Source organism: uncultured Roseicyclus sp. (assembly GCF_937892565.1).
Lineage (GTDB): Bacteria > Pseudomonadota > Alphaproteobacteria > Rhodobacterales > Rhodobacteraceae > Roseicyclus.
This window is the reverse complement of sequence record NZ_CALAHQ010000097.1, coordinates 1-26,776: the sequence shown is the minus strand read 5'-3', so window position 1 is coordinate 26,776 and position 26,776 is coordinate 1. Positions and strand designations below refer to the sequence as shown.

Genomic DNA, 26,776 nt, shown 5'->3' with positions numbered 1-26,776 from the left:
TGCCGATGGGCCAAAGACCGGAGGAGAACCAGGTGTCGAGGACATCGGGGTCGCGCGTCAGCGCCTTGCCGCCCGATCTGGCCACCGCCTCGGCCTCGGTGGGCGCGCAATACATGCCGCCATCGGCGTCATACCACACCGGGATCTGATGGCCCCACCACAGCTGGCGCGAGATGGTCCAGGGCTCGATATTCTCGAGCCAGTGGAAATAGACCTTGCGGTGCTGTTCGGGGATGATGCGGGTGCGCCCGTCGCGCACGGCAGCAAGCGCGGGTTCAACGATTTTCGCCGTATCCACGAACCACTGGTCGGTCAGCATCGGCTCGATCACCACCTTGGACCGGTCGCCATGGGGCTGGGTGATCATCTTGGCCTCGACCAGCGGGACCAGCGCCTCGGCGCCTTCGGCCCCGGGCTTTACGGCATCCTTGCCCAGCCGCGGGTCATCGGCGCGCGTCATAACGGCCAGCCCCTCGGCGGTGATTTCGGCCACGACGCGCGCGCGCGCCGCGTAGCGGTCAAGGCCCCGCAGGTGATCGGGCACAAGGTTGAGCGCGTCGGCCTCGGCTTCGGTCAAGACCCGCGCGCCATTGGCCACCGCCTGCGCGATGGCGGCGGCCTCGGCATAGGGCGCACCATCGGCCCGCAGCTGCGCGCGCGTGTCCATCAGCCGGTAGCAGGGGATGCCGTTGCGCTTGGCCACGCCATAATCGTTGACATCATGCGCCCCCGTGATCTTGACCGCGCCCGAGCCGAAATCCGGATCGGGGTAGTCATCGGTGATGATCGGGATCAACCGGCGGTGTTCCTTGGGCCCCACGGGAATTTCGCACAGCATGCCCACGATGGGCGCATACCGCGCATCGCCCGGATGCACGGCCACAGCGCCATCGCCCAGCATTGTTTCAGGGCGCGTGGTGGCGATCGAGATGTAATTGCGCTCTTCTTCGAAGATGACGTTGCCGTTTTCATCTTTCTCCAAATACGCATAGGTCGCACCGCCCGCCAAAGGGTACTTGAAATGCCACATATGGCCCGCGGTCTCGATATTCTCGACCTCGAGATCGCTGATCGCGGTTTCGAAATGCGGGTCCCAGTTCACCAGGCGCTTGCCGCGATAGATAAAGCCCTTGTCATACATGTCGACAAAGACCTTGATCACCGCGTCGTGGAAATTGCCCTCTTCGCCTGCGGGCGCACCCGGCGCGCCCGACATGGTAAAGGCCAGCCGGGACCAGTCGCACGACGCACCCAGCCGCTTGAGTTGGGTCACGATGGTGCCGCCGGATTGCTTTTTCCATGCCCAGACATGGGACAGGAATTCCTCGCGGCTCATGTCGCGGCGCGATTTTCCCTGCTTGGCCAGTTCGCGTTCGACCACCATCTGGGTCGCGATGCCCGCATGATCGGTGCCGGGCTGCCAGAGCGTGTCAAAGCCGCGCATCCGGTGCCAGCGGATCAGCACATCTTGCAGCGTGTTGTTGAAGGCATGGCCCACATGCAAAACGCCCGTCACATTGGGCGGCGGGATCATGATGGAATAGGGCTCGGCCCCCGGTTTGGCATTGGCGCCCGCCTTGAAGCAACCCTGTGCCTCCCATTGGGCGGAAATGCGTGCCTCGGCCGCGGCGGCGTCAAAGCTCTTGTCCATCGGATGCGTCCCTTTCGTCAGTCAGGCGTCAGGTAGCGGATGGGACGCCAGAGGAAAAGGGGGGCGCTGTCCGTCGCCGGTGTCGCGCGGACCAATGGCGCGACCATGGCGACCCTGCGGACACCCCCCGGGGTCTGCGCGCACCGAACAAGGGGCAGATCAGATCAGGTGGGCCATGACCGCCCGGGCCGCCGCGGCCTGTGCCGCCTCACCCAGATCGCCCGCATCGATGCGGGCCAGGACCGCCGTTTCATCATCAAGGCGCAGGCGGCCATAGGCCTTGTCGTAATGCAGTTCGATCAATTGGGTGGCGAGCGTCTCGGCTTCGCCTGCCTGCACCAACGCCAGCCATTCATCGACGGTCGCATGGCCCACAAACCCGCGCAGACCGCCAAGCCGCCGCGCCAGCCCCGACACATCGGCCATCAGATCGGCATAGACCCCCGCCAGATAGCGCGCGCGCGCGCCCACGGATGCCTCGAGCGTGATCCGCGGCGCGGCGCGCATCACCACCCACAGCGCGGGCGGCAGGCGCAGCGTGCCGATGCGCGGCGATTCCGCTTCGACCAGCACGGGTCGGGCCGGATCGAAGCCTGACAGGGCCGCGATCAGCGCGGATTCAAACCCCTTTTGCGCGGGCTGCCGGCCCATGACATCGCCAAGGATCGAGCCGCGATGATTGGCCAGCGCCTCCAGATCGACCACCTGACAGCCCAAGGCGGCCACGCGGCCCAGAACTTCGGTCTTGGCGGTGCCCGTCAGACCGGCGAGCCGGACAAACCGATAGGGCAGAACGGCATCATAAAGGCTGCCCGAGACATGCCGCCGCCACGTCCGATAGCCCCCGTCCAGAACCTCGGCCCGCCAGCCGATCTGGTTGAGGATGGACGCAAAGCTGCCGGACCGCTGCCCGCCGCGCCAGCAATAGACCAAGGGCCGCCAGCCGCCGTCAAAGCCCATCAGATGCTCTTCGATATGCCGCGCGGCGTTGCGCGCGACCAGCGCGGCGCCGATCTTGCGCGCCTTGAAGGGGCTGTCTTGCACATAGATCGTGCCGACATGGGCGCGCTCGGCATCCGAAAGCACCGGCATCGACACGGCACCCGGCACGTGATCTTCGGCATATTCCGACGGGCTGCGGACATCGATGATGGTGTCAAAGCCTTGCGCGCGCAGCGCCGCCAGATCGGTGAAAACATGGCGCAAGATGCTTATCCAAGCTCCCCGTTCATGGCGCGGAACCGCTGGATCAGGCTGGAGGTATCCCACCGCCCGCCGCCCAGTTGCTGTACCTCGGCGTAGAATTGATCGACGATGGCGGTCACGGGCAGGGAAACGCCGATGTCCTTGGCCTGACCCAGGGCGATGCCCAGATCCTTGCGCATCCAATCGACCGCAAAGCCATGGGTAAAATGGTTGTCCACCATGGTGCCGGCACGGTTGGAAAGCTGCCACGACCCGCCCGCACCCTGGGCCACAAGATCGGCCACCTTTTTGGGATCAAGCCCGGCCTTCATCGCAAAGTACAACCCCTCAGACATCGCCTGCACCAGACCCGCGATGCAGATCTGGTTGACCATCTTGGTCAATTGCCCCGCACCGACCGCGCCAAAATGCACGGTTGCCTTGGAATAGGCGGCAACCACCGCTTCGGCGGCCGCGAAATGCGCGTCATCGCCGCCACACATGATGGCAAGCTTGCCGTTCTCGGCCCCCGCCTGACCGCCTGACACGGGCGCATCGACCCAACCCGCGCCCTGCGCATGCGCCAGCGCGGCCAATTCGCGCGTCACAGTCGCCGAGACCGTGGTGTGATCGACGAAAATCGCGCCGGGTTTCATGCCCGCAAGCGCGCCATCGGGGCCCGTCACGACCGCGCGCAGATCATCATCATTGCCCACACAGGCCATCACGAAATCGCACCCATCCGCTGCGGCGCGCGGGCTTGCGGCCCATGCGCCGCCATGGCGCGCGGCCCAAGCTTCGGCCTTGGTCGCGGTGCGGTTGTAGACCGTCACATCATGGCCCGCCGCCTTGAGGTGCCCCGCCATCGGGTAGCCCATCACCCCAAGACCCAGAAATGCCAGTTTCGCCATGTCCTCACCCCTTGACTGCGTTGTTTCGACCAGCGCGTGACCCTAGCAGGCGCGGCCCCCTTGTCCAGATGCCCGGCGCCACGCGCAGGTTCAGCCCGAGATGCGCGCGCCAAGCCGCCGCAATTCGGCCAGCACACTCATCGCGGCCAGACCCGAGCTTTTGGGATTGTCGGGCAAGGGCGCGCCAAGGATCTCGATGCGGAAGCGGCCAAAGCTGCCCTCGGCCTCGACCTCGTGGAGATTGCCGGGCGCCGCGGGGTCGGCAATCAGCCGCACCTGCGTTTCATCGAACCCAAGCCCGGCCAAGGCGACGGCGGCAGCCACATTGGCGTTCTTGGGATAGCGCAACGCCGCCTGCCGCGCAGAGCCTTCGAAATGCGTCGCGGGGCCGGTCAGATGGTCCAGATCCAGCACCGTTTCGGCCGGCGAGCCCATCCATGCGGCGGGCGGCTTGCGCCCGGTGTAGCGCACCCGCGTCAGCCCGCCGACCGCACCCGCGCGCAGCACATCAAGCGCCCCGACCGAACCGCTGGCCAGATGCAGCCGCGCCCCACCCGCATCGGCCGCCGCCGCAAGCCCGGTGGCAAGCGCATCATCGGCCAAAGCCCCAAGCGACAGCGTGACCACATCGATCCCGCGCGCCAGCGCCTGCGCGCCATGCGCGATCAGCCCCGGATGACCGGCGCAATCGACCAGATGGGTGATGCCCGGCGGCAATTCCGCCACCGATCCCACCGCAGCAAGCCCCGGCACCGCGCGTGCCGGATCGCGCACGATCACCGCCAGCGGCCCCAGACCATCGCGTTGCAACGCGGCGATCACATGGCGCCCGATGGCCCCGGCCCCGATCACGGCAATCCGCATGGTTGCGTTCCTTGTCATTTCCGCCCAAAGCCACAGTATCGACACCCGATGGTTAGACGACAGGGAACCGCATGACCAGCCACGCAAGATCCGCCATTGGCCAGGCGTTGCCCCGACGCGAAGACCCCGCGTTGCTCAAGGGTCAGGGCCGCTATGCGGCCGATATCCTGCTGGATCGGCCGCTGCATCTGGCGTTTCTGCGCAGCCCGGTGGCCGCAGGGCGGATCGCGGCGATTGACATCGACGCTGCGCGGGCGGCCCCCGGTGTGGTGGCCGTGCTGACCGGCGCCGATCTGCCACCCAATCCGTCACCCGATCTTTTGCCCGTGCTGGAGATCGACCAGCCCCTGCCCTTTGCGATGCTTGCGCGGGGCCAGATCGCCTGTGTGGGCGAGCCCGTGGCGGCCGTGCTGGCCGAAACCCCGGCACAGGCCGCCGATGCCTTGGAGATGATCGGCCTTGAGATCGACGAGGCCCCGATGCCCGCGCCACGCCGCATCGCGCATCGCCGTTGGGCCGTGGGTGATGCAGAGGCAGCTTTTGCCCGTGCCGCCCATGTGGTGGCGGTCGCCACCCATCACCCGCGTGTCGCCCCCGCATCGATGGAACCGCGCGGGGTCGCCATCCATTACGATGCCGCCAACGACAGCGTCGTGATCTATCATTCCACCCAGACACCGCACCGCACCAAGGCCGACCTGACGCGCGTGTTGCAGATCGACCCCGACCGGGTGCGCGTGGTAGCACCCGATGTCGGCGGCGGCTTTGGGATGAAGGGCTTTGCTTACCCTGAGGAAATCCTTGCCGTCTGGGCGGCCTTGCACCTCAAGCGTGATGTGCGCTGGATCGCCACAAGATCCGAAGAGTTTCTGTCCGCAGCCCATGGGCGGGGCCTGTCGTCGCAGGGGCGGCTGGCGCTGGATGCCGAGGGACGGTTTCTGGCACTCGAGGCGCGGATCGAGGCGCCCTTGGGCGGCTGGGCCGCGGGGTCGGCGCTGATGCCCGCCTTCAACGCCGCGCGCATCTTGCCTTCGGGCTATCTCATCCCCGCGCTTGACATCGAGACCGAGGCTTACGCCCATCCGCTGCCGCCTGTGGGCATCTATCGCGGCGCGGGGCGGCCCGAGGCAAATGTGATCCTTGAGCGACTGATCGATGCCGCCGCCGCAGCGACGGGGCGCGATCCCATCGATCTGCGCAAGGCCAATCTGGTGCCGGTCACGGCGATGCCGCATGACACAGCCACGGGCAACCGGCTGGACAGCGGCGATTATGCCGCCGCGCTTGATATCTTTGCCAAGGCCGCCGATCTGGATGGTCTGCGCGCGCGGCGCGATGCGATCCGCGCCAAGGGCGGCATGGCGGGGCTGGGCATGGCGTTCTACATCGACCCATCGGCCGCGGGATGGGAATATGCCCGCGTCACGCTGAACCCCGACGGCACGGCCCACATCGCCACGGGGGCCACGCAACAGGGCCATGGCCGCCTGACCGCCTTTTCACAGATCGCCAGCGACGCGCTCGGCCTGCCGATGGCGGCCATCACGCTCGAGGCGGGCGATACAGGCATCGTGCCCGAAGGCATCGGCGCAGTGGGCAGCCGCGCCACCACCATCGGCGGCAGCGCGCTGCTGGATGCTTGCGCCAAGATCAGACACGCAATGGCCCTTGGCGTGCCCTTGCCAGTGACCGCCGAAAGCAAATACGAGGTCGCGGGCCAGGCTTGGGCTTTTGGCGCCTATGCCGCGCTGGTCGAGATCGACCGCGACACAGGCGCGGCCCGGCTGTTGCAGGCCCATGGCCATGATGATGCAGGCGTGCTGATCAACCCGCTACAGGTCGAAGGCCAGATCAGGGGCGGCTTTGCGCAAGCGGTGGGTGAAACCCTTCTGGAAGCCATTGCCTTTGACGGGGACGGACAGCTTCTGACCGGCAGCTTCATGGATTACGCCATGCCGCGCGCCGATGACATCCCGCCGCTAAGCCTGTCGCATGGGCAAACACCCAGCCCGATGAACCCGCTGGGGGCCAAGGGCGTGGGCGAGGCATCGACCACGGGCGCCCCGGCGGCGTTGATGAATGCAATCGCCGATGCGTTCCGCCCGACGGGCAAGCCCGCGCCGCAAACACCCTTCAGCCCCGCGCGCCTGTGGGCGGCGATGCAGGGCTGATCGGGCCAACAGGGTCAGAAATCGAAGATATCGTCCAGAAACGAGCCGCGACGCTTCTTCTTTTCAAAGCTGCGCTGGCTGTCATCGTCATATCCGCGCGGCGCGTCATACCCGCGCGGCGATGGCGCAGGCGCCGCAGGCGCGGCCGCGGGGGCCGATCGTTCGATGATCTTGTCCAGCTCGCCCCGGTCCAGCCAGACGCCGCGGCATTGCGGGCAATAATCGATCTCGACCCCCTGTCGGTCAGCCATCACAAGGGTTGTTCCGTCAACAGGGCATTGCATCTTCTGGGGCTCCTTTGGTGTGTGGCCTTCAGGTAGGTGCGCACCTGTCCATCGCAACCACCGATAGGAAACATCTATCCCGACCCCATGTTTCGCCACCATCAGCCGATGGGCAAGGCGCAGGGCGATGTGGCCTGCATGCGGGCGCCGCGGTCGCGGGACGCACTCAATCGACCGACTGCGTCAGGGTCGAGATCTCGGCCGCGATCCGAACGGCCCAGTCGCCGATGATGGGGATGAATTCGATCTGCGACAACGACCAGATGATCAATGACAAGAGCACCGTGGCCCCGATCACCGTGCCAAGGCCGCCCGCCATGCCGCTGGCAAACCGAAACATCAAGATGCGCGGCACCGACTGGTGAAGCACGAACATCTTGTGCTGGCGCAAAAAGGTCAGCTCTTGCCGCAGCGCGCGCACCTCTTGTTCCAGGGTGGGCGGCGGGTTGTCGTTTGGGTCAACTGGCATCGGTGGCGGCCCTCCTGTCGGGGCAGGATAGCAAGCGCTTGCCCGGTCTGCCAATCGCCCTTTGCCTGCGCCAAGGGGGGCGGTGTCATGCCAGATAGGCGCGCATCGCCTGATAGACGACCGCCGTGGCCGCATTGGCCAGATTGAGCGACCGGATATGCGGCGACCGCATCGGCAGGCGAAATACGCGGTCCGTCATGCCCACAAGGATTTCGGGTGCAAGCCCCTTGGTTTCCCGACCAAAGACCAGATAGGCGTCAGGCGGATAGGCGGGGTCATAGACTGTGCCGGCCGCGCCATCATCCTCGAAGAAAAACAACTGATCGCGCCGGGGCTGGCGATGCGCCAGAAAACCCGCCCATTCGTCGTATTCGCTCAATCGGACGTGCTGCCAGTAATCCAACCCTGCACGGCGAACGGATTTATCCGTGATCTCAAAGCCATAGGGCCGGATCAGGATCAACTCCAGATCAAGCGCGACACAGGTGCGCCCGATGGTGCCGGTGTTGCCGGGAATTTCGGGGGCGACAAGCACGATCTTCATCGCCGCCAGGGCGGGGTCAGACATTGGGCTTGCCCTCAAGGCCAAGCAAGCGGCGCGTGCCCGTCCAATAGGCGGGCAGGCGCGGGGGGCGATCAAGCTCGGCCAGAACCTCCGCGCGCAGCTGACCGGTCAGATGGGCAGCGGCATGGGATTGCGCCCAGCCAAGGATCGCGGGGCCATCCGCGGGGCGCAGCCGCACCGCCGATCCGACCAGCCCGACGATGGTTCCTGCGGGCGAATACCATTCATCCTGAATGCTGCGGATGCGGCCGGGCATCACCCGGCCCATCATGCGCACCAGCCCGCTTTCGGAAAAGCGCAGCAAAAGCTGGCCCATTTCGGGTCGGCTGTAGCCGATCAGCGGCGGAAAGGTGTCAAAAAAGATCGGCCCCTGATCGTCGATGGCGAAATTGCGGATCGAGGGGTGATAGCCGATCCGCTCGGGGCGCTGTGCCACGCGGGCCCAGAAATCGGCGATGCTGTCGGCGGCAGCCCCAAGGATATCGAGCGCCTCGGACAGGGGCGCGGCCATGATCCGGGGGCGCATCAGGATCCGCTCATCCAGCGCGTCTTGCACGATGACGGGTTGCAGATAGCCCGCTTCGCGCAAGATCAGAAACGTCGTCGGCGGAAGACGCACCCCGGCCCAGTGCAACAGGTCGACATAGGCGGCATGGCGTTCGGCCAGTTGCGCCAGCAGATCGCCGTCGCGCCCGCCGCGATAGGTCTTGATCACCTTGTCGGCCAAGGGCCCATCGGATGGGCGAAAGGGTGCGCAGAAATAGCCCAGCCGGCTGACCGGTTCGCCGCGCGCGCGCAGCGCCTCTTTCACCAGCCCGGCAAGTTCGGTCATCCGTGCTTGCCCACATGCCAGCCCGTGGCATCGCGCAACCGCGCCTCGCCCTTGGACAGGGGCAAATCCTCGAGCGCCGATCCCATCGAATCGTTCCAGCGGTTGAGATACCCAAACAACGCCACCACCCCCATGATCTCGACGATCTGGCCATCATCCCAATGCGCCCTGAGCCGCGCGCCGATGGCAGGCGTGACAGCGTTCGGCACGGCGGTGGCCGCCTGTGCAAAGGCAAGGGCCGCTTTTTCGGCGTCGCTGAAATGGGTGCTTGCCTCGAAATCAAAGACATCGGCCAGCCGTTGCTCGGTCGCGTTGAAGCGTTCCGAGGCAAGGATCATGTGCGCCTGACAATACAGGCACCCCGAGGCGTGGCTGGACACATAGCCGATCAGGCGCTTGAATTCCGGTGTCACGCCCGCGCCGTAGTCGGTCATCACCGCCACATTCAGATCGGTGAATGCCCGCGCGATGGGGGCGCGATGGGCCATGGTGCGGACGGAATTGGGGATCACACCCAGCGGGCCCTTGAAAAACTGCACATGGGCCCGAAGATCGGGGTCCATCGCCTCTTCGTCACAAGCTGGCACCAGCGCCATGGTCGTTCTCCCCCAAACAGGCGGCCGCCCTTGTGTAGAAAAGGGGCCGGGGCCATCAGCCCCTTTTATGCCCGATCCCGCAGCACATCGCCACCGTCAGTCGCACCTTGGCGCGCGGACCCTGTGGCGTTACCCTGATGCCATGACCGAGCGCAAGACAGACCCGATCCGCCCGACCGATGACGCGGCCCGCAGCCTTGCGCGCGGGCTGATCGCGCAGGCGCGCTTTGCCGCCCTTGGCGTGATCGATCCAGACACCCACGCCCCAATGGTCACGCGCATCGCGCTGGTTCCCGGGCTCGATGGCGCGCCCTTGACGCTGATCTCGGGCCTGTCAGCCCATACCGCGGCGCTGGCGGCCAACCCGGCCTGTTCGCTTCTGATCGCAGAACCGGGCGGCAAGGGCGATCCGCTGACACATGCGCGCCTGACGCTGCAGGCGCGTGCGGAACCCGCCGACAAGGGCGCGCTCAGGGCCCATTACCTGTCGCTTTATCCCAAGGCACAGCTTTATTACGATTTCGAGGATTTCACCCTGATCCGCTTTGCCCCGCGCGCGGGCTTTCTCAACGGGGGCTTTGGCAAGGCCTATCGCCTGTCACCCGGCGATCTGTTGGTGTGACCGCCCGTGCCTACCAGTGCAGCGTGCCCGCCGCACCCTTGATGTTTCCGGTCAGATTGGGCGTCACCCAGCCGCCGTAGAAATCGCCGGGCTGTGGCAGCACGCGGATATCGCCCACAAAGGCCGCATCGACCGAGGTGGCGTAAAAGGCGATATGATCGCGAATCGGTTCAAATCGGGCCGTTGGCGCGGGATAGAACCAGCCCGCATTGCGCGACCGCCGGCCGTTGAGCACCAGATCGACATAGGCCGCCCGCCCCTTCCACTCGCACCAAGTTTCGCGCGACGATGCCACAAGCGCGGATGCCAAGACCGCATCGCGCGGAACATAGTAGCTGGGCGCATGATGGGTTTCGAGAACACGCCACGCCGCGCCCGGGTCGGCCTGTACCACAGGCACGCCTGCAAAGACGACGCGCAAGGATTGGGCCACCCGCTCCAGCCGGGGTGGGCGGGGATAATCCTGCACGTTTTCCACTGGCAAAAGCGTCATCGCGGTTCTCCTTGTCAGGGCGAGCTAGCCCGCAGCCGACCAAAAGAAAAGCCCGCCACCCAAAACCGGTGGCGGGCCCGTGCCAGAGACCCGGTCAGATGTCGAAGCGTGCCGTGATCTGGGCCGTGCCGCGCACATCTTGTTGCCAGCGCAATCGCAACGTGCGCCCCCCCGGCCCCTGCCCCGGCTCGGCATAGGGCGTGACAAAGGCGATCGCATTCGCGGTGTTCCTGAGCGGTCCCTCGGCCAGAAAGGACACGGCCCCGCGCACTTGTGAACCAAAGGGCGACACATTGGACAGATCGACGTTCCATGTGCTGCTGGCCGTTCCCTCGACATGGCGGATCGTCACCGGGTTTTCCGTGCGCTTGACGACACCGTGATAGGTGTTGCCATTGAACAGAAGATCGGAGGTCTTGCTCAGATTGAGGGTGGCAAAGCTTGTGTCGATGCCTTCGACGGCGGTCAGGTCCGGGCTGTTGGATTTCTTGAACAGGTTGCCGGTCACGGTCAGGCCGTTGATGAAATGCCCCCCGCCATAGGGCTTGATCAGGATGAAATTCATCCACGGCGCGCTGGTCGTGGTGAAAAAGATGTTTCCATCCAAGGTCAGCCCATGAAAGCTGTCGCCGGATCCATATGTGGGCGACGGATCGCGCTCGTTGCCCCATTCGATGTAGCAGTTATCGACATAATTGCCCTCGAAGGTGGTCTTGATGTTGCCGTCGGCCAGCACGAGGCCCGCCGTGCGCGGCCCATCGGGCACCCCGTCACCCTGAAAGAAATGGTTGCCCGACACGATGTTGCCAGCGCCCGAAATCACGCCGAAATGGCGGAACCGTACCGCGCGGTTGTCGCGCACCTTGATATCGGAAATGTTGGAGTTGAAGCAGATCGTGGTACGTTCGGTGGCCGGGATGTCTTGCTCGTTGGACAGGAATTGACAGCGGTCGATCTGCATCCCCTGACAGCCCCCACCCGCCGACGTGATCGCACGATCCTTGGGGCCGGTGAAGAAACAATCCTGTATCTGGAACGCCAGCCCATCGATCGGCAGATTGATTGCGGATGACCTGCTGGCACACAGGAATTCAATGTCCGAAATGATGAAGCGCTGAAGGTTCAGCCAGCCGCCGAAATCGAGCAGATACTTGAACCGGCGGAAATTGTAGGTCTGCGAGACCGGTGGCGCGCGAAGATCGCCTGACAACGTCACGCGCCCGCCCGCGACATCACGCGAGGTGACGTAGATTTCCCGCCCGACGCCTTGTGCTGCGGTGACCAGCGCGCCAATCGGGATATTCGCCACATTCGTCAGCCCGAAGATCCGGTTCGGAAAGCCCGCCGACCAACTTCCGGTGCGCGCATGCACCTCGTCGTTCCAGCCATCCGACTGCTCTGCCGCAATCTGGCCATTTCGCAACACGCGACGGTTGGCATAGGTGTTGCGGTTGCCGACCACGGCCTGCACATCCAGCGGCTCGGTCAGGATGACCCGCTTGCCGCACAGGTCGAAGCTTTCGAAATCGGATTGATTGAAAAGCTGCTGGATGCCCTTTTTCAATCCCAGGACATCATCGCCGAATGCCTCGGCATAGCCCTTGAGGTCGAAATTCTGGTTCAAGGCCAGGCGCGCCCCGGCGGGCATGACCAGCTTGCCCTCGAAGCGGATGGGATTGTTGATGGTCATGCTCGAGCCGATCAGATAATTGCCGGCCGGCACCATGATCTCGCGCCCGGCGGCAGCGGCATCGGCGGCAACAAAGGCCGCGCGGTCATCGGCCACGCCATTGCCCAAGGCGCCGAAATCGCGCACATCGACCCAATCCATCATCTTGCGCAAAAAGACCGATGTCACATCCTCGATGCGGATATCGTCGATGCGGACCACCCCGCCATTCAGCCCGGTCAGATCCAGCCCCATGTGCCCAAAGCTGGCCTCTGGACCCCAAGGCATGTCCACGCCCGTCCGCGTGCCGGTGCCGATGATGGCCGACACGGTCACGACATTGCCATAGGATGTCAGCGCGGTCGAAGGTCCGGTCTGCGGCACCGTGGTCAATTGCTGGTTGCTGGCGTTGCCGGCCCATGCCGCGACGCGCACCGACGGCAGATTGCCCGACAGCGCCTTGACCCGTGCCGATACCCGCAGATACAGGCCCGGCCGGATCGGGGTCTGGCCCATGAAGCGGATGCGCGTCGTGGCCTCGGTCTTGACGATCTCAAGGCAACTGCCGAAATCCGCATCGGCGGCCACCAGACCGGCGTTGGCGGCTGTGGCCCATGTGTCGCTGCCGGGTCGGCCGTCCTGGCGCGACCACACCGAAAGCCCGTTTGCGAAGAGCGGCGGCATAAGCACCAGCCCGTCGGTAATCTCCTGTGTCATGGTCTACCCCTTTCCACGCGCAAGGCACAGGCCCGGCGCACTCATGTGATTGAGCCGAACAGGGGTCACCAAGGCGCCCTGAACGGCCACCTCGATTTTTTCAAGCGATGTTGTGATGAACACCGGCACTTGGCCGGGTTGCGTCATGGTCTAGCCCATAAGGATTAAGGGCTGGTTAAAATTTCACAATTCAGGCCGCGACCTGCGGCGCGGGCAGGATCTGGACCCCGTTGATCTTCCAACCGGCCTCGGTCTGGATCATCTGATAGCCCAGATAATGGGCATTGCCCGCGCCATCGATCACTTGCACCCGCTGCACAAGAACGCCGCCAAAGCTTTGCAGATCGATGAAATCGACCTGACCGGGCGCCCAGACCATCGGATAGCCCTGTTCGACCATGCGTCCAAAGGTTTCGGACGATCCGAACAGGCGTTGAATATTCGGGCTGGCATGGGTCCAGGCCTCGGCCACATCCCCGGCGCGGAAGGCATCGAACTGGCCGCCGATCGTGGCCTCGATATCGGGATTTGGGGCCAGCACGTCTTGCGCGTGCGCCGCCAGGGCGGTCACGAACAGGAACAAACCGGTAAAAAGGGCGCGCAACATGGCATCGGGCTTTCCATCAGGGACCATCACGACGCAAGCATAGCACGGCGCGCAGGGATTTCACGCGCCGCGCTTGTCATGGGCCGTCGGACCGATCCCGCGATGGGTTCAGGCGACCAATTCGCCCGCCAGCCCCCGCGCGATCAGCGTGCGGGTCTCGTCGATGCCGTAAAGCGCGATGAACCCGCCAAAGCGCGGGCCCTGTGACGCCCCAAGCAGCACCTCATAGAGCCCCGAGAACCAGTCGCGCAGCGGGTCGAACCCATGCGTCTTGCCGATGGCAAAAACGATGGATTGCAGGAATTCGTCATCCTGCCAATCGACGGCCGGCAGGGGCACATCCTTGCCCTCCTGCGCGGCCTTGCGCGCGATCACGTCCAGCGCGCGGGCCTCGTCGCCCAGACACGACACCAGTTCCTCCATCGCCGCGCGTTCCTTGTCGGTGGGCTGGCGAAAGATGCGGGTGGGTTTGACGAAATCGTTGAAGTAGCGGATGGCAAAGCCCGCCGCCTGATCCAGATCGGGGTTTGTCGCGGGCGAGGCATCGGGCGCGTAGCGGTTGATGAACCCCCAGAGCTTGTCCTTGCTTTCGGCCGCCGACACGCTGACGAGGTTCAAGAGCATCGCAAAGGGCACGACCATGGTGGATGCCGGCACCTCGCCCCCGTGGATGTGCCAGACCGGATTGGCCAGTTGCTGCTCGGGCGTCTGGGTCGGGTAGGCGGCCAGTTGCTGGTGGTATTCATCCACCGCCTTGGGGATAACGTCGAAATAAAGCCGCTTGGCCGTCTTGGGCTTGAGATACATGAAATAGCTCAAGCTCTCGGTCGAGGCATAGGTCAGCCATTCGTCGATCGATATGCCGTTGCCGGACGATTTCGAGATCTTCTGGCCCGTCTCGTCCAGAAACAGCTCATAGGTGAAATGATGCGGCGCGGGACGCCCCAGAATTTCACAGATCGCGTCATAGATGGGCGTGTTGGTGGAATGATCCTTGCCATACATCTCGAAATCGACACCAAGGGCTGCCCAGCGCGCGCCGAAATCGGGCTTCCATTGCAGCTTGCACTGCCCGCCCGTGACCGGCAGCGTCCATTCGCGGCCTGTCTCGTCGTCAAAGGTCACTGTGCCCTCCCGCGCGTCGACATGCTTGATCGGCACATACAGCACGCGGCCCGTTTCAGGGTGGATCGGCAGAAAGATCGAATAGGTCTGCTGGCGCTCTTCGCGCAAGGACGCCAGCATCACCTCCATCAGCGCGTCATAGCGCTCGCAGGCCAGCAGCAATGTCGCGTCAAAGGCGCCCGAGGCATAGTAATCGGTGGCCGAATAGAATTCATATTCAAACCCGAAGGTATCGAGAAACCGGCGCAGCATGGCGTTGTTGTGATGGCCAAAGCTTTCAAATTCGCCAAAAGGGTCGGGCACGCGTGTCAGCGGCTTTTGCAGATGGGCGCGCAGCATGTCCTGATTGGGCACATTGCCCGGCACCTTGCGCATGCCGTCCATGTCATCGGAAAAACAGATCAGCCGCGTTGGAATGTCGCTGATCACCTCAAAGGCGCGGCGGATCATCGTGGTGCGCAACACCTCGCCAAAGGTGCCGATATGGGGCAGGCCCGAGGGGCCATAGCCCGTCTCGAACAGGACATAGCCCTTTTCGGGCGGGGCGTTTTCATATCGTTTGAGCACCGCCCGCGCCTCTTCAAAGGGCCAGGCCTTGGAGGTCATCGCGGCATCGCGGAGGGTGGTCATCTGCTTTGGTCCCATCTTGCGGCAGGCCCCATCGCCCGCGCGCCCATGCCCCTATTGTGCACAGGCGTCGGCGTCAATAAATTCAAGCCAGATAAAGGAGCCAGCGATGTCAGAACTCAGCCCCGAAGATGCCCTTGTCGCGCTGATGGTGGCGGTTTCCGTCTCGGATGCGGCAATCCGGACCGCCGAGTTGGTGAATATCGAACAGATCGTCAATCATCTGCCGGTCTTTGCCGATTACGATGCCGACCGGATGCGGCGCGTGGCCAATGTGGTGTTTGACCTGTTCGAAGAAGAAGACGGGCTTGATGCGCTGTTCGGACTTGTCACCGATGCGTTGCCCGAAAAGCTGTTCGAGACCGCCTACGCCATCTGCTGCGACGTGGCCGCCGCCGATGGGGCGCTGGCGCAAAGCGAACTGCGCTTTCTCGAGGAACTGCGCCACGAGCTTGACATCGACCGCCTGCATGCCGCCGCCATCGAGCGCGGCGCACGGGCCCGCCACATGACGCTCTGACATGGACCGCGCACACCATATTGCCCGATCACGGCAAAGCTGACACTCTGCATGCCTTATGTCCGCCACCGTCGCGCTACCGCTTTGGCTTTTTGTTCTGATCCTCCTGTTTGCGGGGGTCACATTCGCGTCGCATTTCCTGTTTCCGTCGGTTCGGTGGTTCCTGCGCCGTCGCCTTGAACGGGCGGTCGAACAGATCAACACCCGCCTCAAGACCCCGATCCAGCCCTTCAAGCTGGCTTCGCGCACCGATACGATCCGTCGCCTGATCTATGATCCCGAGGTGGCGCAAGCCATTGCCGACCACGCCCGCCGCAACAATCTGCGCGAGGATGTCGCCTTTCAAAAGGCCGAACGCTACGCGCGCGAAATCGTGCCGGGCTTTTCCGCTTTTACCTATTTCGGATTTGCCATTCGCGCCGCCCGTATTCTGAGCCAATCGCTTTACCGGGTGCGGCTGGTGCATGCCAATGACCGTGCGCTCGAGGACATCCCCAATGACGCGACGGTGATCTTCGTGATGAACCATCGCTCGAACATGGATTATGTGCTGGTCACATGGCTGGCCGCTGAACGCTCGGCGCTTGCCTATGCGGTGGGGGAATGGGCGCGGGTCTGGCCCTTGCGCCAACTGGTGCGCGCGATGGGCGGCTATTTCATCCGCCGTCGCCATAACAACCCGCTCTATCGCAAGGTTCTGGCCCGTTACGTTCAAATGGCGACCGAAGCAGGCGTCACGCAAGCCGTCTTTCCCGAAGGCGGCTTGAGCCGGACAGGCGCCATCGGACGGCCCAAGCTGGGGCTGTTTTCCTACATCCTCGATGGGTTTCGGCCGGGCTTGTCGCGTGATGTGGTCTTTGTGCCCGTCGCGATCAATTACGACCGCGTGATGGAAGATCGCAGCCTGATCGAGGCGCAAGATGCCGGCACGCGTGCCTTTCGCTTTTCGCTCTGGCCGATCTGGCGCTACCTGCGACGGCAGATCTGGCACCGCATGACGGGGCGATTTCACCGCTACGGCTATGCGGCGGTCAGCTTCGGCGATCCGCTGAGCCTGAGTGATTTCCTCAAAGAAAACCACGCCGATGCGCCAACCGATCTTGGGACCGAGTTGATGGGCCGCATCGCCCGCGTGATGCCGGTGACGCCGGTGCCACTGGTTGCGCATGCGCTGGTCGAAGGGGTGCGCAGTGTCGTGGCGCTCGAAGCGGTCTTGCGCCGCCGCATCGCCCGGGCCGAGGCGCAGGGCATCGTCTTGCATATCCCGCGCGGCGACATCCCCTACACCATCGAGGTCGGCCTGCGCGCGCTGATGGAACGCCACCATGTGACGCGCGCGGGCGATCGGTTGACCGTATCGCCACAGGGTGACGCCTTTTTGGCATTCTACGCTGCCTCGATCCAGCATCTTGTCGGCGAAAGGTCGGTGGATTTGCACATGCAAGACGCGAAAATTCTATCCACTGCGACATAATATTTCGCCAGACGGCATTTAGGATTTGCTTTATTGCGCGGTCGATTATATCGCTCGCGACGGCAGCAAGATTGATTCCGCACTGCGGCGTCAGCAAAGGATCGGAGACATGACAATGGCCCTCGACGCGAAGCCCGCGATCACCCGCTATGATGCGCCCAAGAAAGATCTCTACGAGATGGGCGAGGTTCCGCCGCTCGGCCATGTGCCCGCGCGGATGTATGGCTGGATCTTGCGGCAGGAACGCCATGGCGATCCCGTGGATGCGCTCAAGGTCGAAGTGGTCGATGTGCCAAAACTCGACAGCCATGATGTGCTGGTGCTCGTGATGGCGGCCGGTGTGAACTACAACGGCGTCTGGGCCTGTCTGGGCAAACCGGTATCGGTGTTTTTGCAGCACAAGGCACCCTATGCGATCATCGGCTCGGATGCGGCGGGCATCGTCTGGGCGGTGGGCGACAAGGTCACCCGCTGGAAGGTTGGCGACGAGGTCGTGGTGCATTGCAATCAGGATGACGGCGACGACGAGGAATGCAATGGCGGCGACCCGATGCTGTCGCCTTCCCAGCGCATCTGGGGCTATGAGACCGCTGATGGCAGTTTCGCGCAATTCACCCGTGTGCAATCCCAGCAGCTCATGCCGCGCCCCAAGCACCTGACATGGGAAGAATCGGCTTGCTACACGCTGACGCTGGCCACCGCCTACCGGATGCTGTTCGGCCATGAACCCCATGATCTGAAGCCCGGTCAGAACGTGCTGGTCTGGGGGGCGTCGGGCGGGCTTGGATCCTTTGCCATCCAGCTGATCAATGCCGCCGGCGCCAATGCCATCGGCGTCATCTCGGATGAGGACAAGCGCCAGTTCGTCATGGATCTGGGCGCCAAGGGCGTGATCAACCGCAAGGATTTCAACTGCTGGGGCCGCCTGCCCGAGGTCGGGACAGATGCCTACAAGGACTGGTTCAATGAGGTGCGCCGCTTTGGCAAGGCGATCTGGGACATCACCGGCAAGGGCATCAATGTCGACATGGTCTTCGAACACCCCGGCGAGGCGACATTCCCGGTCTCGACCTTCGTGGTCAAGCGCGGCGGGATGGTGGTGATCTGCGCGGGCACCAGCGGCTACAACTGCACCTTTGACGTGCGCCACATGTGGTCGCATCAAAAGCGGCTTCAGGGCAGCCATTTCGCCCATCTCAAGCAGGCGGCGGCGGCCAACAAGCTGATGCTCGACCGCCGGATCGACCCCTGCATGTCCGAGGTCTTTCCCTGGGAAGACCTGCCGCTGGCGCATATGAAGATGCTCAAAAACGAACACAAGCCCGGCAACATGGCCGTTCTGGTGCAAGCCCCGCGCACGGGCCTCAGAACGCTTGAGGATGTGGTCGAAGCCGGACCAAAGGCTGGCTGACGCGATACGCGCGGGGCCGGGACCTGTCTCCCGGCCTTGCGCGACCGATCAGCCCCTTGCCGCCGCGCGGATGGCCGCGATGTTGGCGCCATAGACCTCCGGCCGCGCCACCGACCCGCCCTTGAACACCGCCGATCCGGCGACCAGCACATCGGCGCCTGCCGCCACGACCAGGGGCGCGGTCGTCACATCCACCCCGCCGTCGATCTGGATATGCACGGGCCGATCCCCGATCATCGCGCGCAAGGCGCGCACCTTGGCCGTCATGTCGATGAATTTCTGTCCGCCAAAGCCGGGATTGACCGTCATCACGCAGACCAGATCGGTCAGATCCAGAAGATGCGCCACCGCCTCTGCGGGCGTGCCGGGGTTCAGCGCGACACCCGCCTTCATCCCCGCGCCCCGGATCGCCTGAAGCGTGCGATGGATGTGGGGTCCGGCTTCGACATGGGCGGTCAGCACATCGGCGCCGGCTGCCGCATAGGCGTCGATATAGGGATCGACGGGCGCGATCATCAGATGCACATCCATCACCGTTTTCACATGGGCCCGGAACGCCTTGACCGCAGGCGGACCAAAGGTGAGGTTCGGCACGAAATGCCCGTCCATCACATCGACATGCACCCAATCGGCGCCCTGATCCTCGATGGCGCGGATCTCGCGGCCGAAATCGGCGAAATCCGCCGACAGGATCGAGGGAGCGATCTTGATGGAGCGATCAAATGACATGGGCGGCACCTCCGGGATGGTCGCGGCCCTGTTAGCGGCTTCGGCTTCGGCTGTCACGGACGCAATCGGCCGCCGCGTCCCGCTTGCCAAGGCGCGGGCCGCATGACAGGCTTTCCTTGCCATGTCAGAACAGCAGCCCGCCCCTACCGTGACCCTTCCATCCCTCGCATCCGATGCGCCGACTTCAAGCCAGTTGCCGCAGCTGCATCGCCCCCGCAATCCGGGGATGCCGCTCGATCTGGACTGGATCGCGCGCGTGCAGGCCAACACATCGGCCATTGAACGGCGCGCCGCCACGCTGCCCGGGCGCCGCACGGTGAAAAAGACGTATCAGGCCGCATGGCTGGCGCGCGCGATCACCTGCATCGACCTGACCACACTGTCAGGCGACGATACCCCCGGCCGGGTCCGCCGCCTGTGTGCCAAGGCCCGCCAGCCGCTGCGGGCCGATCTGCTTGCAGCCCTTGGTCTGCCGCCCATCACCACCGGCGCTGTGTGCGTTTATCACGACATGGTGGCCACCGCACTCGACGCATTGGAGGGGTCAGGCATTCCCGTTGCCGCCGTCTCGACCGGCTTTCCGGCGGGGCTGTCGCCCTCTGCGCTGCGCGTCCGGGAGATCGAGGAAAGCGTGCGCGCGGGGGCCGCGGAAATCGACATCGTCATCTCGCGCCGCCATGTCCTGACCAGCAACTGGCAGGCGCTTTATGACGAGATGCGGGATTTCCGCGCCGCGTGCGGGCCTGCACATGTCAAGGCGATCCTGGCCACCGGCGAACTGGGAACGCTGCGCAATGTCGCGCGCGCCTCGCTGGTGTGCATGATGGCGGGGGCCGATTTCATCAAGACCTCGACCGGCAAGGAAAGCGTCAACGCCACGCTGCCTGTCAGCCTGACCATGATCCGCGCCATCCGCGCCTACGAGGCCGCGACGGGGATCAAGATCGGCTACAAGCCTGCGGGTGGCATCTCCAAGGCCAAGGATGCGCTGGTCTATCTGAGCCTCATGAAGGACGAGCTGGGCGATGACTGGCTCCGCCCCGACCTGTTCCGCTTTGGGGCTTCGTCGCTTTTGGGCGACATCGAACGACAGCTTGAACACCATGTCACCGGCGCCTATTCGGCAAGCTGGCGGCATCCGATGGCATGAGGGGCGCGAAAAACTCGAGTTTTTCGCGCCGGAAAACGCAAGTTTTCCGGTGGCGCCTCAACGAAGGGCACAGCGCATGACCACAGCCGAGATCTTTGAAACGATGGACTACGGCCCCGCCCCCGAAAGTGCCGCCGAGGCACTGGCGTGGATCGCCGCCCACGGGCCCAGCTTTGGCCATTTCATCAACGGCGCCTTCACCGCGCCGGGCGCGACCTTTGCGACCCGCAACCCTGCCACCGGCCGTGAACTGGCGCAGATCACACAAGGCACGCCCGAAGATGTGGACGCCGCCGTGGCGGCCGCGACCCGGGCTTTGCCCAAATGGGCGCGCCTGTCGTGCCATGCCCGGGCGAAATACCTCTATGCGCTCGCGCGGCTTTTGCAAAAACACAGCCGTCTGTTTGCGGTTCTGGAAACACTCGACAACGGCAAGCCGATCCGCGAGAGCCGCGACATCGACATTCCGCTTGCCCAGCGCCATTTCTACCATCACGCCGGATTGGCCCAGTTGCGCGATGCCGAGCTGCCCGGCCACCAGCCCATCGGTGTGTGCGGGCAGATCATCCCGTGGAATTTCCCGCTTCTGATGCTGGCATGGAAGATCGCGCCGGCGCTGGCGGCGGGCAACACGGTCGTGCTGAAACCGGCCGAATACACCTCGCTCACCGCGCTCCTCTTTGGCCAGATCTGTCAGGAGGCGGGCCTGCCCCGTGGCGTGGTCAACATCGTCACGGGCGATGGGCGCACGGGCGAGGCGATCGTGACCCATCCCGGCACGGCGAAAATCGCCTTTACCGGATCGACCGATGTGGGCCGGCGCATCCGGCAACAGACCGCTGGAATGGGCAAGTCCCTGACGCTGGAGCTGGGCGGAAAATCCCCCTACATCGTCTTTGACGACGCCGATATTGATTCAGCTATCGAGGGACTTGTCGATGCCATCTGGTTCAATCAGGGCCAGGTCTGCTGCGCGGGATCGCGGCTTTTGGTGCAAGAGGGCATTGCAGCGGATTTCCACCATCGCCTGAAAGCCCGCATGGCCAAGCTGCGGGTGGGCGATCCGCTCGACAAATGCATCGACATGGGCGCGCTGGTTGATCCGGTGCAGCTTCAGACCATCCGCGCCATGGTCGCCGCCAACCCTGAGGGCGAAACCCATCACGCCCCCGTGGCCCTTCCCGAACAGGGGTGCTTCTACCCACCCACGCTGATCACCGGCCTGTCGCCCGCTGCACCGCTGATGCAGGAAGAAATCTTTGGCCCGGTGCTGGTGTCGACCACCTTCCGCACGCCCGCCGAAGCGGTCGAGATTGCCAACAACACCCGCTACGGGCTGGCCGCCAGCATCTGGACCGAAAACCTCAACCTTGCGCTGGATGTGGCGCCCAAGCTGGCGGCGGGCGTGGTCTGGGTGAATGCCAGCAACCTGTTCGACGCGGCCGCCCCCTTTGGCGGTGTGCGCGAAAGCGGCTTTGGCCGGGAGGGCGGATGGGAAGGGCTGGGGGCCTATCTCAAGCCCGGGGGCAAAGCGACGCCGATCCGGCACGTCCTTGCCGTGCCCGCGCCCGCGCCCGCGACGGTGCAGGCGCCGGACCTTGACCGCACCGCCAAGCTTTTTGTCGGCGGCAAGCAGGCACGGCCCGATGGCGGCTATTCCACCCCCGTCTGGTCACGGCGCGGCGCGCTATTGGGGCATGCGGGCATCGGCAACCGCAAGGATATCCGCAACGCGGTCGAGGCCGCGCGCGGGGCGACGGGCTGGACGAAAGCCACCGCCCACAACCGCGCACAGGTGTTGTATTACATCGCCGAAAACCTGTCGGCGCGTGGCGATGAATTCGCCCGGCGCCTGCGCGATCTGACCGCGTGTTCACCAGCGCGCGCCGAGGCCGAAGTCGCAGCGGCCATCGCGCGGCTGTTTACCTATGGCGCATGGGCCGACAAGCTGGAGGGGCGCGTGAAATCCGTGCCGATCCGGGGCGTGGCCATGGCGATGCGCGAAGCCGTGGGCGTGATCGGTGCCTTGGCGCCCGATGATGCGCCGCTTTTGGGTCTGATATCTTTGATGGCGCCCGCGATCGCGATGGGCAACCGGGTGGTCGTTGTGCCTTCGGCCGCCTATCCGCTGGCTGCAACCGATCTCTATCAGGTGCTCGAGACATCCGATCTGCCGGCGGGCGTGGTCAATATCGTCACCGGCGACCCGCAGGAATTGGGGCTGACGCTGGCCAGCCATCTCGATGTCGATGCGCTCTGGAGCTTTGCCGGCGGCCTGGACATCACCCGGCTGGAGGGGGCCGCCAGCGGCAATCTCAAGCGCACATGGATCAATGCCACCGCCCCCGACTGGACGGGCCCCGATGCCGAGGGCCACGCCTTTCTCGATCAGGCCACCGAGATCAAGACGATCTGGGTGCCCTACGGCGAATAGGCCAAAGACAGCGTGCGATCAGCCGCGCCCGCCGGTCTTGTCCTTGAACTTGGCCCATTGCACCGCCAGTCGGTCGCGCAGCGGGTCGATCACCCGATCCTCGAAGCGTTCCCAGATGCGCCACGCCATGAACCCCATGACCGCCAGAACCAGCAAGATCATGATGCCAAGCCACGGCACAAGCGTCACATCCGGCCCTGCAACAGGGCGGACCGACAACGCATTGGGATAGGTGGTCAAGAGCCGCGAACGCCAGCCGTAATGGCTGACCGCCACCCATTGCGGCGCCTCGGCATTTGACACAAGGTTTGACGCCTCGGCATGCAGATCGGCCGAATTCAGCTTGAAATAGGGCGGCCAGCCAAAGCCCGTATCCTCGTTGCGATAGATCATGACCGCGCCCGAAGGCAAAATCGTGTTGATCAGCCTCAGATCCCGACTTTCCACAATGGCATTGCCACTGTCACCCTGGGCATAAAAAATCCGGTTCAGGCCGGAAAAATCCTGTCGGATGATCTCGGTTCCCGTGACACGCACGATATCGCGCTGGGGCAGTGTGTAATGCACAAACGCACCCACGATCAGCAGCGACAGGGCGATGAAGATGATCCGTGGCCAGCGCATGGGCGCACCTCAATTCGTCATGTAAACGTAAACCGACAAAGCCGTGACCGGTAGAACATAGACCAGCGCGATCAGCCAGCCCCGGATCCGTCGCGCTTGCGGGACGAGGCGTTCGGCGACCCAAGCGTCGCGCTCGCCCGGGCGGCCGGCCATCACCCAGTCTTCTTCCAGACGTATCTTCACGCCAGACCGCCAGTAAAAGAACAGCGATACATAGACCACGCTCAGCAAGACCAGCATGACCAGCAACATTCGTCCAAGCCCGAGGATCATCCCTGCCTCTCGCACCATATCTGTCGGAAAAGATATAGGGGATCTTGGCGACGAATGGCAGGGCTTGCACGACAGACCACGCCGACGCAGTCTGTTTGCCATGGAAACCGATGCAAGACTGATGCACGCCGTGATGGCACGCGAGAGCGATCTTGTGGCGCTGACGCAAAATCTGATTCGCATTCCCACGCTGAACCCGCCGGGGCTGCACTATCGCGAGATCTGCGAGATGCTGGCCGGCCGGCTTGAGGCGCGCGGCTTTGAGGTTGCGTTGATCCGCGCCCATGGCGCGCCGGCCGACAGCGAGGCATATCCGCGCTGGAACATGGTCGCACGGCGCGCCGGTGCCCATCCCGGGGAGTGTGTGCATTTCAATTCGCATCACGATGTGGTCGAGCCCGGACATGGCTGGACGGTCGATCCCTTCGGCGGCGACTTGCGCGATGGGCGCATCTATGGGCGCGGTGCATGCGACATGAAGGGCGGGCTGGCAGCCAGCATCATCGCGGCCGAGGCCTTTCTTGAGACGTGCCCCGACTTCGCGGGCGCGATCGAAATCAGCGCCACCGCCGATGAAGAATCGGGCGGATATGGCGGTGTCGCCTATCTGGCCGAGCGCGGCTATTTCAGCCCCGATCGGGTGCAGCATGTGATCATCCCCGAACCGCTCAACAAGGATCGCATCTGTCTGGGTCATCGCGGGGTCTGGTGGGCCGAGATCGAGACGCATGGCCGCATCGCCCATGGCTCGATGCCGTTCCTTGGCGACTGCGCCGTGCGCCACATGGGCGCTGTGATCGCCGAGATGGAAGACACCCTGTTCCCGCTTCTGGCCAGCAAGCGCACCGCCATGCCCGTGGTGCCCGAAGGCGCGCGATCCTCCACGCTCAACATCAATGCCATCCATGGCGGCGAACCGGTCCAGCCCGAAGGATACACCGGCCTGCCAGCACCTTGTGTGCCCGACCGCTGCCGCATCACCATCGACCGTCGCTTTCTGATCGAGGAAGACCCCGCCGCGGTAAAGGCCGAAATCACCGCGCTGATGGAGCGGGTGCGCGCGCGGCGGCCCGGCTTTTCCTATGAGATCCGCGAATTGTTCGAAGTGCAGCCGACCATGACCGACCGCGATGCACCGATTGTGACCAGCGTCGCCTCAGCCATCGAACGCGTGCTGGCGCGACAGGCCGATTACGTCGTATCGCCGGGAACCTATGACCAGAAACACATCGACCGGATCGGGCGGCTGAAGAACTGCATCGCCTATGGACCGGGCATTCTGGACCTTGCCCATCAGCCCGACGAATGGGTGGGCGTGCACGACATGCTTGACAGCGCCAAGGTCATGGCGCTCACCTTGGGTGAGTTGCTGTTGGCCAAACAGCAGCCAGAGGCCTAGTCGCAGAACCCCAGATGTCTGAGCGCGGCGGCGGCCCGGTCGCGCGCCGTTTCATCACCTTCGATCAAATCACGGTTCAGCGTCTTGACCATCCGGCTCAACTTCCGGCTTGCAGCTTGCCGTTGGATGAACTCGGACATCCCATCCGTTGTCACGGAAAGGACCGTATCGGCAGTCAATTCAGTCATGGTGTCCCCAGATGTCATGCAGCCCCACGCCATTCTTATCCCGATTCGACCCAAAGGCCCATCCTTTGTGATCCTTCTGCCAGTCAAGCGCTCAGGATGCGCATGCTTGCACCGCGGCCATCAAGGTGCAAAACAGGCCTTCTAGGCCGCGCCATGGACCGCGGGGCAGGTGAGTGCACAGTCGAACGGGATGCAGGCCAATGACGAGTGAACCGGTATTTGACCACCTTTTTCTGAGCGTCGGCGCCATGAAGGCGGGCACAACATGGCTTTATGACGTGATGAACCGTCACCCCGACATTCATTTCAGCCATGAAAAAGAGATCCATTATTTCTACGCACAAGCCCTGCGACCAGGTCTGTTGTCAGACCGGGCGCGGATGCGGCGCGCCAAGGGCTATCTTGCCTTCGACCCCGAAGTCTCGCACGCCCAAGTGCTGCAAAAACGGGTGGCTTGGGTGGCAAACTGGCTTAAAGAACCTGTCGATGACGCTTGGTTCAACGGGTTGTTCGTGAACCGTGGCGCGGCACGCTGGATCGCGGATTTTTCCAATCTCAACGCCCTTTTGCCTGGCACGGCCTGGGCCGATATCCATGCCCGGACGCGCCGCTTGCGCGTGCTGTACACCTTGCGCGAACCCTGTGACCGACTTTGGAGCCATGTGCGGTTTCATCTCAAGATTCAGGGGCAATCGCATCTACTGGATGGGTGGAACACGGATGAGATATTCAACCACATCCAACAGGGCGATTATCTTGAGCATACCGATTATCTGGCCGCGATCACGCGGCTACGCACAGCCTTGCCTGATGACTGCCTGATGATCGATTTCTTCGACCGGATCGGCGGCGATCCGCGTGGCTTCGTGGCAGATATCGAGCGCTTCCTTGACATCGCGCCGCAGGTAGTGCCCGACACCATCGTGTCGCGCGTGGTCAACCCATCCCCAGCGCGCCCCATGCCCGCGGGTTTGGCCGAACGGCTCGAACCTTTTGCTGCTGCCCAGCGCGAAGGTTTGCGTGCGATGGGGCTTGAGCCTCCGGCAAGTTGGGGGTGATGGCGACCCGCGTGACGATTTTGAACGGGATTTTTCCTGCGCGCTGTGCCATGATGGCCCAAGGTTAACCTCGGGGAGATACACATCATGATCCAACATCTTCGCCGTAGCGTGGCAATCTGCGCGCT

26 protein-coding genes are annotated in these 26,776 nt (G+C 64.0%); 9 read left to right on the top strand and 17 right to left on the bottom strand.

The window, feature by feature from the left end:
* From Q0094_RS13715 to Q0094_RS13700, 4 genes are all read right to left on the bottom strand, one after another.
* The coding region (locus Q0094_RS13715; RefSeq protein WP_297620710.1) for a class I tRNA ligase family protein at window positions 1–1,651 on the bottom strand (1,651 nt) is incomplete at its 3' end.
* Between the two features lie 159 nt (window positions 1,652–1,810).
* A complete protein-coding gene (mnmH, locus tag Q0094_RS13710; protein WP_297620708.1) occupies window positions 1,811–2,857 on the bottom strand; it encodes a tRNA 2-selenouridine(34) synthase MnmH in 1,047 nt (348 codons plus the stop codon).
* 5 nt (window positions 2,858–2,862) lie between these two features.
* Window positions 2,863–3,747: an NAD(P)-dependent oxidoreductase gene (locus Q0094_RS13705; RefSeq protein WP_297620706.1), complete on the bottom strand. Its 885-nt coding sequence runs from the start codon at window positions 3,745–3,747 to the stop codon at window positions 2,863–2,865.
* Between the two features lie 90 nt (window positions 3,748–3,837).
* Complete coding sequence (locus Q0094_RS13700) at window positions 3,838–4,611, bottom strand: aspartate dehydrogenase (RefSeq protein WP_297620704.1); 774 nt, start codon at window positions 4,609–4,611, stop codon at window positions 3,838–3,840.
* Between the two features lie 107 nt (window positions 4,612–4,718).
* Here Q0094_RS13700 and Q0094_RS13695 point away from each other — a divergent pair, with 107 nt between their 5' ends.
* Window positions 4,719–6,782 (top strand): xanthine dehydrogenase family protein molybdopterin-binding subunit, encoded by a 2,064-nt coding sequence (locus Q0094_RS13695; protein WP_297620702.1) that lies wholly within the window; start codon window positions 4,719–4,721, stop codon window positions 6,780–6,782.
* Window positions 6,783–6,796: 14 nt separating this feature from the next.
* Here Q0094_RS13695 and Q0094_RS13690 read toward each other — a convergent pair whose 3' ends face one another.
* From Q0094_RS13690 to Q0094_RS13670, 5 genes are all read right to left on the bottom strand, one after another.
* On the bottom strand, window positions 6,797–7,066 hold the full coding sequence (locus tag Q0094_RS13690) for a zf-TFIIB domain-containing protein (RefSeq protein WP_297620700.1): 270 nt from the start codon (window positions 7,064–7,066) through the stop codon (window positions 6,797–6,799).
* Window positions 7,067–7,232: 166 nt separating this feature from the next.
* Window positions 7,233–7,535, bottom strand: coding sequence for a DUF5665 domain-containing protein (locus Q0094_RS13685; protein ID WP_297620698.1), 303 nt, complete (start codon window positions 7,533–7,535; stop codon window positions 7,233–7,235).
* 85 nt (window positions 7,536–7,620) lie between these two features.
* Window positions 7,621–8,103, bottom strand: a complete 483-nt coding sequence (locus tag Q0094_RS13680; protein WP_297620696.1) for a tRNA (cytidine(34)-2'-O)-methyltransferase — start codon at window positions 8,101–8,103, stop codon at window positions 7,621–7,623.
* Window positions 8,096–8,932, bottom strand: a complete 837-nt coding sequence (locus Q0094_RS13675) for a DUF6206 family protein (protein ID WP_297620694.1) — start codon at window positions 8,930–8,932, stop codon at window positions 8,096–8,098. The genes Q0094_RS13680 and Q0094_RS13675 overlap by 8 nt, the downstream gene beginning before the upstream one ends.
* A complete protein-coding gene (locus Q0094_RS13670) occupies window positions 8,929–9,528 on the bottom strand; it encodes a carboxymuconolactone decarboxylase family protein (protein ID WP_297620692.1) in 600 nt (199 codons plus the stop codon). Before Q0094_RS13670 ends, Q0094_RS13675 begins: the two co-directional genes overlap by 4 nt.
* A gap of 142 nt (window positions 9,529–9,670) precedes the next feature.
* Here Q0094_RS13670 and Q0094_RS13665 point away from each other — a divergent pair, with 142 nt between their 5' ends.
* Window positions 9,671–10,150 (top strand): HugZ family protein, encoded by a 480-nt coding sequence (locus Q0094_RS13665; RefSeq protein ID WP_297620689.1) that lies wholly within the window; start codon window positions 9,671–9,673, stop codon window positions 10,148–10,150.
* A 10-nt stretch (window positions 10,151–10,160) separates the two neighbouring features.
* Here the strand turns inward: Q0094_RS13665 and Q0094_RS13660 are convergent, their stop codons facing one another.
* The 4 genes from Q0094_RS13660 to Q0094_RS13645 all read right to left on the bottom strand — a co-directional run bounded on the left by Q0094_RS13660 (window position 10,161) and on the right by Q0094_RS13645 (window position 15,391).
* Window positions 10,161–10,643 carry a DUF427 domain-containing protein gene (locus Q0094_RS13660; protein ID WP_297620686.1) on the bottom strand — a complete coding sequence of 161 codons (483 nt, stop codon included), beginning with the start codon at window positions 10,641–10,643 and terminating at the stop codon, window positions 10,161–10,163.
* 94 nt (window positions 10,644–10,737) lie between these two features.
* Window positions 10,738–13,029 carry a glycosyl hydrolase family 28-related protein gene (locus Q0094_RS13655; RefSeq protein WP_297620683.1) on the bottom strand — a complete coding sequence of 764 codons (2,292 nt, stop codon included), beginning with the start codon at window positions 13,027–13,029 and terminating at the stop codon, window positions 10,738–10,740.
* A 190-nt stretch (window positions 13,030–13,219) separates the two neighbouring features.
* Window positions 13,220–13,636 carry a DUF4864 domain-containing protein gene (locus tag Q0094_RS13650; RefSeq protein WP_297620680.1) on the bottom strand — a complete coding sequence of 139 codons (417 nt, stop codon included), beginning with the start codon at window positions 13,634–13,636 and terminating at the stop codon, window positions 13,220–13,222.
* Between the two features lie 108 nt (window positions 13,637–13,744).
* Window positions 13,745–15,391: a lysine--tRNA ligase gene (locus tag Q0094_RS13645; RefSeq protein ID WP_297620677.1), complete on the bottom strand. Its 1,647-nt coding sequence runs from the start codon at window positions 15,389–15,391 to the stop codon at window positions 13,745–13,747.
* 106 nt (window positions 15,392–15,497) lie between these two features.
* On the opposite strand from Q0094_RS13645, the gene Q0094_RS13640 reads away from it, so the two are divergent.
* From Q0094_RS13640 to ccrA, 3 genes are all read left to right on the top strand, one after another.
* Window positions 15,498–15,908: a tellurite resistance TerB family protein gene (locus Q0094_RS13640; protein WP_297620674.1), complete on the top strand. Its 411-nt coding sequence runs from the start codon at window positions 15,498–15,500 to the stop codon at window positions 15,906–15,908.
* Between the two features lie 58 nt (window positions 15,909–15,966).
* Window positions 15,967–17,382, top strand: coding sequence for a 1-acyl-sn-glycerol-3-phosphate acyltransferase (locus Q0094_RS13635; protein WP_297620671.1), 1,416 nt, complete (start codon window positions 15,967–15,969; stop codon window positions 17,380–17,382).
* 115 nt (window positions 17,383–17,497) lie between these two features.
* A complete protein-coding gene (gene ccrA, locus Q0094_RS13630) occupies window positions 17,498–18,793 on the top strand; it encodes a crotonyl-CoA carboxylase/reductase (protein WP_297620714.1) in 1,296 nt (431 codons plus the stop codon).
* A 48-nt stretch (window positions 18,794–18,841) separates the two neighbouring features.
* Here ccrA and rpe read toward each other — a convergent pair whose 3' ends face one another.
* Window positions 18,842–19,522, bottom strand: a complete 681-nt coding sequence (rpe, locus tag Q0094_RS13625) for a ribulose-phosphate 3-epimerase (RefSeq protein ID WP_297620668.1) — start codon at window positions 19,520–19,522, stop codon at window positions 18,842–18,844.
* 193 nt (window positions 19,523–19,715) lie between these two features.
* On the opposite strand from rpe, the gene deoC reads away from it, so the two are divergent.
* Together deoC and Q0094_RS13615 are read left to right on the top strand one after the other, a co-directional pair.
* A complete protein-coding gene (deoC, locus tag Q0094_RS13620; protein ID WP_297620712.1) occupies window positions 19,716–20,672 on the top strand; it encodes a deoxyribose-phosphate aldolase in 957 nt (318 codons plus the stop codon).
* Window positions 20,673–20,748: 76 nt separating this feature from the next.
* Entirely contained in the window at window positions 20,749–23,106 is a 2,358-nt protein-coding gene (locus tag Q0094_RS13615; RefSeq protein ID WP_297620665.1) for an aldehyde dehydrogenase family protein, read from the top strand.
* 18 nt (window positions 23,107–23,124) lie between these two features.
* Here the strand turns inward: Q0094_RS13615 and Q0094_RS13610 are convergent, their stop codons facing one another.
* Both Q0094_RS13610 and Q0094_RS13605 read right to left on the bottom strand, forming a co-directional pair.
* Window positions 23,125–23,730: a DUF1523 family protein gene (locus Q0094_RS13610; protein WP_297620662.1), complete on the bottom strand. Its 606-nt coding sequence runs from the start codon at window positions 23,728–23,730 to the stop codon at window positions 23,125–23,127.
* A 9-nt stretch (window positions 23,731–23,739) separates the two neighbouring features.
* Complete coding sequence (locus Q0094_RS13605; RefSeq protein ID WP_297620659.1) at window positions 23,740–24,021, bottom strand: hypothetical protein; 282 nt, start codon at window positions 24,019–24,021, stop codon at window positions 23,740–23,742.
* A gap of 82 nt (window positions 24,022–24,103) precedes the next feature.
* Between Q0094_RS13605 and Q0094_RS13600 the strand changes: the two genes are divergently transcribed.
* Window positions 24,104–25,402: an acetylornithine deacetylase/succinyl-diaminopimelate desuccinylase family protein gene (locus tag Q0094_RS13600; protein ID WP_297620657.1), complete on the top strand. Its 1,299-nt coding sequence runs from the start codon at window positions 24,104–24,106 to the stop codon at window positions 25,400–25,402.
* On the opposite strand, the gene Q0094_RS13595 is transcribed toward Q0094_RS13600, so the two are convergent.
* Window positions 25,399–25,590, bottom strand: a complete 192-nt coding sequence (locus Q0094_RS13595; RefSeq protein ID WP_297620654.1) for a hypothetical protein — start codon at window positions 25,588–25,590, stop codon at window positions 25,399–25,401. The two genes, Q0094_RS13600 and Q0094_RS13595, sit on opposite strands and share 4 nt — an antisense overlap.
* 248 nt (window positions 25,591–25,838) lie before the next feature.
* Between Q0094_RS13595 and Q0094_RS13590 the strand changes: the two genes are divergently transcribed.
* Window positions 25,839–26,648, top strand: coding sequence for a sulfotransferase (locus Q0094_RS13590; RefSeq protein WP_297620651.1), 810 nt, complete (start codon window positions 25,839–25,841; stop codon window positions 26,646–26,648).
* Window positions 26,649–26,776 lie beyond the last annotated feature (128 nt).

Coding starts and splice junctions, on each gene's coding strand:
- Q0094_RS13705 (WP_297620706.1), bottom strand. CDS start 3,747: ATGGCGAAACTGGCATTTCTGGGTCTTGGGGTGATGGGCTACCCGATG.
- Q0094_RS13700 (WP_297620704.1), bottom strand. CDS start 4,611: ATGCGGATTGCCGTGATCGGGGCCGGGGCCATCGGGCGCCATGTGATC.
- Q0094_RS13690 (WP_297620700.1), bottom strand. CDS start 7,066: ATGCAATGCCCTGTTGACGGAACAACCCTTGTGATGGCTGACCGACAG.
- Q0094_RS13685 (WP_297620698.1), bottom strand. CDS start 7,535: ATGCCAGTTGACCCAAACGACAACCCGCCGCCCACCCTGGAACAAGAG.
- Q0094_RS13680 (WP_297620696.1), bottom strand. CDS start 8,103: ATGTCTGACCCCGCCCTGGCGGCGATGAAGATCGTGCTTGTCGCCCCC.
- Q0094_RS13675 (WP_297620694.1), bottom strand. CDS start 8,932: ATGACCGAACTTGCCGGGCTGGTGAAAGAGGCGCTGCGCGCGCGCGGC.
- Q0094_RS13670 (WP_297620692.1), bottom strand. CDS start 9,528: ATGGCGCTGGTGCCAGCTTGTGACGAAGAGGCGATGGACCCCGATCTT.
- Q0094_RS13665 (WP_297620689.1), top strand. CDS start 9,671: ATGACCGAGCGCAAGACAGACCCGATCCGCCCGACCGATGACGCGGCC.
- Q0094_RS13660 (WP_297620686.1), bottom strand. CDS start 10,643: ATGACGCTTTTGCCAGTGGAAAACGTGCAGGATTATCCCCGCCCACCC.
- Q0094_RS13655 (WP_297620683.1), bottom strand. CDS start 13,029: ATGACACAGGAGATTACCGACGGGCTGGTGCTTATGCCGCCGCTCTTC.
- Q0094_RS13650 (WP_297620680.1), bottom strand. CDS start 13,636: ATGTTGCGCGCCCTTTTTACCGGTTTGTTCCTGTTCGTGACCGCCCTG.
- Q0094_RS13645 (WP_297620677.1), bottom strand. CDS start 15,391: ATGACCACCCTCCGCGATGCCGCGATGACCTCCAAGGCCTGGCCCTTT.
- Q0094_RS13640 (WP_297620674.1), top strand. CDS start 15,498: ATGTCAGAACTCAGCCCCGAAGATGCCCTTGTCGCGCTGATGGTGGCG.
- Q0094_RS13635 (WP_297620671.1), top strand. CDS start 15,967: ATGTCCGCCACCGTCGCGCTACCGCTTTGGCTTTTTGTTCTGATCCTC.
- ccrA (WP_297620714.1), top strand. CDS start 17,498: ATGGCCCTCGACGCGAAGCCCGCGATCACCCGCTATGATGCGCCCAAG.
- rpe (WP_297620668.1), bottom strand. CDS start 19,522: ATGTCATTTGATCGCTCCATCAAGATCGCTCCCTCGATCCTGTCGGCG.
- Q0094_RS13615 (WP_297620665.1), top strand. CDS start 20,749: ATGACCACAGCCGAGATCTTTGAAACGATGGACTACGGCCCCGCCCCC.
- Q0094_RS13610 (WP_297620662.1), bottom strand. CDS start 23,730: ATGCGCTGGCCACGGATCATCTTCATCGCCCTGTCGCTGCTGATCGTG.
- Q0094_RS13605 (WP_297620659.1), bottom strand. CDS start 24,021: ATGGTGCGAGAGGCAGGGATGATCCTCGGGCTTGGACGAATGTTGCTG.
- Q0094_RS13600 (WP_297620657.1), top strand. CDS start 24,104: ATGGAAACCGATGCAAGACTGATGCACGCCGTGATGGCACGCGAGAGC.
- Q0094_RS13595 (WP_297620654.1), bottom strand. CDS start 25,590: ATGACTGAATTGACTGCCGATACGGTCCTTTCCGTGACAACGGATGGG.
- Q0094_RS13590 (WP_297620651.1), top strand. CDS start 25,839: ATGAAGGCGGGCACAACATGGCTTTATGACGTGATGAACCGTCACCCC.